This is a genomic window from Microbacterium sp. B19 (assembly GCF_000333395.1).
Taxonomy (GTDB): Bacteria; Actinomycetota; Actinomycetes; order Actinomycetales; family Microbacteriaceae; genus Microbacterium.
Genome location: NZ_BADA01000073.1, coordinates 1 through 3663, shown reverse-complemented (window position 1 = coordinate 3663; position 3663 = coordinate 1). Strand labels below are relative to the sequence as shown.

Below are 3663 nucleotides of genomic sequence, written 5' to 3'. Positions count from 1 at the left end.
GCGACGCCGGACGGGACGTGATCACCGGCGCGGAGGTGATCGCCCTGCAGGCCGCCGGGCAGTTCGCGCGCTACACCGGCGTGACCCCGACGCCCGACCAGGTCGCCCGGGCATCGGCCCACTCGCGCTCCTGACGCGGCGAAGGCCCCGCGGTCGGCACCGCGGGGCCGGAGGTGCGCGACGATCACTCGTAGCGCAGCGACTCCACCGGGTCGGCCCGGGCCGCTCGGGCAGCGGGGAGGCTGCCGGCGAGGAACGCGATCCCCATGATGACCAGCGACGTCACGATGATCGACACGGGGTCGAACGCGATCAGCTGGAGCCCCGGGAGGTTGCTGAACAGGGTGCGGGCGAGCTCCGCGCTCACCGGCACGCCGACCGCGATCGCCACGACCGCGCCGAGCACGCTGCCGAGGAGTCCGAGGACGACCGCCTCGAGGCTGAAGAGCGAGAAGACGCGGCCGCTGCCCATCCCCATCGCCTTCATGAGGCCGATCTCGCGCGTCCGTTCCTGCACCGACATGAGGAGGGTGTTGACGATGCCGAAGCTCGCCGCGAGGAGGGCGATGACGGCGAACGCGTTCAGCACCAGCACGATGCCGTTGATGACGGCCTGGAACGTGCCGAGCTGATCGGCCACCGTGCGGCCGGTGTAGCCGGCGTCCGTCAGTGCCGCCTTCACGGCGTCGATCTGCGCCGGAGTCGCCGACGAGGCGACGGTCACGCTCGCGGTGGCGTAGCGGTCGAGTTGATCCTGCGGGACCCCGGTGTTCTGCGCGGTGTACAGGGCGTCCTGCAGCGCGGTGTTCGTCGTGAGGGCGGTCGTCGTCGTGAACGCCGCCTCGGTGACGCCGGTGACGGTGGCTTCCACGAAGTGCTGCGTCCGCAGCGGATCGGTGACGGCGATCGTGACGGTCTTCCCCACGGCGTCGGCGTCGTCGGGGAAGCCCAGCGGCGCCACGAGAGCGGTCGGGAGGGCGACCTGCAGCGCTTCGGCGGCGTTGTCGGGGGCGACGCCGGCCGACAGCTGCGGCGTCTGTCCGCCGATGATGCCGCCCGCCGACGCGACGTACCGCTCGCCGCCGTCGTACTGGACGTAGTCGACGGTCGCCGACCGGACAGGGGTCACGCTCTCGACCCCGTCGATGCCCTCGAGCGTGGTGATGTCGGCATCCGTGAGCGCCGACACCTCACTGCGCGCGCCCGGACGACCGGCGTTCGTCTGCGCCGTGGCGATGGCATCCGGATCGTACTTCTGGGGGTCGGTGGACGTCGGGTCGTTCGTGGACGTCTTCGACACCGTCAGCACGTTCGACGCGCCGATCGAGGACACCGTGGAATCGATGAACCGGTTGATGCCGGTGCCCAGGCCGTTGGTCAGGGTGAGGGTGAAGGCGCCGACGAAGATCGCCAGCACCGTGAGGATCGTGCGCGTCTTCGAACGGAACGTGTTCGAGAACGCGGTGGCGACCAGGTCCGTGGTCTTCATGCTGCGCGTCCCTCCTCGGAGACGATCACGCCGTCGCGGATCTGGATGCGGCGGTCGCAGCGCGCCGCCAGGTCGTCGTCGTGCGTCACGACGATGAGGGTGATCCCGTGCTCCCGGTTGAGGCGGAAGAGGATGTCCTCGACGACCGCACCCGTCTGGGAGTCGAGGTTGCCGGTCGGCTCGTCGGCGAAGATCACCTGCGGGTCGTTGACCAGCGCGCGGGCGATGACCGCGCGCTGCTTCTGACCGCCGGAAAGGGCGGTCGCCTTGTTCTTGGCCTTGTCCTGCATGTCGAGCTCGGCGAGGGCCGCGAGACCGCGGCGCTTGCGCTCGGCGCGTCCGACCCCGGCGATCTTGAGGGGGAGGACCACGTTCTCCAGCACCGTGGCGTTCGGGGTGAGGAAGAACTGCTGGAAGACGAAGCCGAACGTCTTGTTGCGCGTGCGGTTCAGGCGACGGCCGCGGAGGGTGCCGGCATCCGTTCCGTCGAGGGGCTCACCCTGCGCAACGAAGACAAGATCGCGCAGTTCGAGGCGCGCCGCGAGGCATGGCGGCCGCGGACCCTTCCGGTCCGCTAAGCCCGGTCGGCCCGATCGGGCCCTCCCGCCGCCCCTCGTCCACGAAGTGAGGTCTACCCCCCTATGAGCACACTCGTCACCGATTCCGGAGAGCACCTGATCGTGAAGCCGGACTGGGAAGCGGCCGAGACCCTGGCGATCCGCGGCGGGCGTCCGCTGCGGGGAACCGTCGAGGTCAAGGGGGCGAAGAACCTCGTCACCAAGGCGATGGTGGCGGCGCTTCTGGGCGACACCACGAGCACGCTGCGCGACGTCCCGATGATCAGCGACGTCAAGGTCGTCCGTTCGCTCCTCGAGGTGCACGGTGTGACCGTGACCGAGGGGGACGAGGAGGGGACTCTCCACCTCGACCCCTCGGGCGCGGTCGCCGCGCACTTCGAGGAGATCGACGCGCACGCCGGTGCCTCCCGCATCCCGATCCTGTTCTGCGGCCCGCTGCTGCACCTCCTCGGTGAAGCGCTGATCCCCGACCTGGGGGGATGCCGCATCGGCGACCGCCCGATCAACTTCCACATGGACGCGCTGCGCGCGTTCGGTGCCGTGGTCGACAAGAGCTACGAGGGCATCCGCATCACGGCCCCCAACGGCCTGCACGGGGCGAACATCACGCTGCCCTACCCGAGCGTCGGCGCGACCGAGCAGGTGCTCCTGACGGCCGTCCGCGCGAAGGGCGTCACGGAGCTCCGCAACGCCGCGATCGAGCCCGAGATCATGGACCTCATCGCCGTCCTGCAGAAGATGGGCGCGATCATCTCGTACGAGCCCAACCGCGTGATCTTCATCGAGGGCGTCGACCGCCTGGTGGGCTACGACCACCGGGCGATCTTCGACCGGAACGAGGCGGCGTCGTGGGCGTGCGCCGCCCTGGCCACCGACGGCGAGATCTTCGCCAAGGGCGCCCGCCAGCAGGACATGCTCACGTTCCTCAACGTCTTCCGCAAGGCGGGTGGCTGGTTCGACGTCCGCGAGGACGGCATCCTGTTCCGCCGTGGCGGCGACCTCAAGCCCGTCATGGTCGAGACCGACGTCCACCCCGGCTTCATGACCGACTGGCAGCAGCCGCTCATCGTCGCGCTGACCCAGGCGCACGGCACGTCGACCGTGCACGAGACCGTGTACGAGAACCGTCTCGGGTTCACGCAGGCGCTGAACAAGATGGGCGCCGACATCGTCGTGCACCCCAAGGGGAAGAACTCCCAGAACCGCTCGAGCGTCGTCTGCGCCGTGGTGAACGACGGGTGCTCGGCATCCAGGACCGTACTTCCCTCGTGGATGTCGAGCGCGTACGTGAGGATCGTCTTCGTGCCGCTGACGAAGCCCTCGTCGTCGGGGAACAGGGTCGAGACGACCTCGTGGCCGTTCTCGGAGGGCGGGCACGCGTAGTCGATGGTGAGGACGGCGTANGGGACGCCGTCCTGGTGCGTCATCGTGACGTCGTCGGCGAGGGCGGNAGTGCAGTCCGCGCCGCCGGCGTCGATGNCGAAGTGCCGCGCGACGTAGCTCGTCACCTCGCCGCGGTACTGCTCGAGGGCGGCGGCCTGCTGCGTCGGGTCGTCCGCCTCGAACGCCGCCGTGCCCTCTTGGAGAGCGCGTCGT

The 3663-nt window shown here is 69.8% G+C and carries 2 protein-coding genes and 3 pseudogenes; 3 read left to right on the top strand and 2 right to left on the bottom strand.

The genetic code is table 11. The features are described from left to right. Positions 1-134: pseudogene (locus I5G_RS26300) on the top strand (shikimate 5-dehydrogenase); the annotation flags it as partial. 50 nt (positions 135-184) lie between these two features. Here I5G_RS26300 and I5G_RS02560 read toward each other — a convergent pair. Both I5G_RS02560 and I5G_RS20210 read right to left on the bottom strand, forming a co-directional pair. Beyond that, positions 185-1489, bottom strand: coding sequence for an ABC transporter permease (locus I5G_RS02560; protein WP_022877654.1), 1305 nt, complete (start codon positions 1487-1489; stop codon positions 185-187). Next, a pseudogene (locus tag I5G_RS20210) lies at positions 1486-1947 on the bottom strand (ABC transporter ATP-binding protein); the annotation flags it as partial. The pseudogene I5G_RS20210 and the gene I5G_RS02560, both read right to left, overlap by 4 nt. A gap of 33 nt (positions 1948-1980) precedes the next feature. Here I5G_RS20210 and I5G_RS26845 point away from each other — a divergent pair. After that, positions 1981-2067, top strand: a pseudogene (locus I5G_RS26845) (3-isopropylmalate dehydratase small subunit); the annotation flags it as partial. Between the two features lie 63 nt (positions 2068-2130). Beyond that, the gene (locus I5G_RS20205) at positions 2131-3450 is read left to right on the top strand and encodes a UDP-N-acetylglucosamine 1-carboxyvinyltransferase (RefSeq protein ID WP_239642474.1); all 1320 of its coding nucleotides are present in this window, start codon (positions 2131-2133) and stop codon (positions 3448-3450) included. Positions 3451-3663 lie beyond the last annotated feature (213 nt).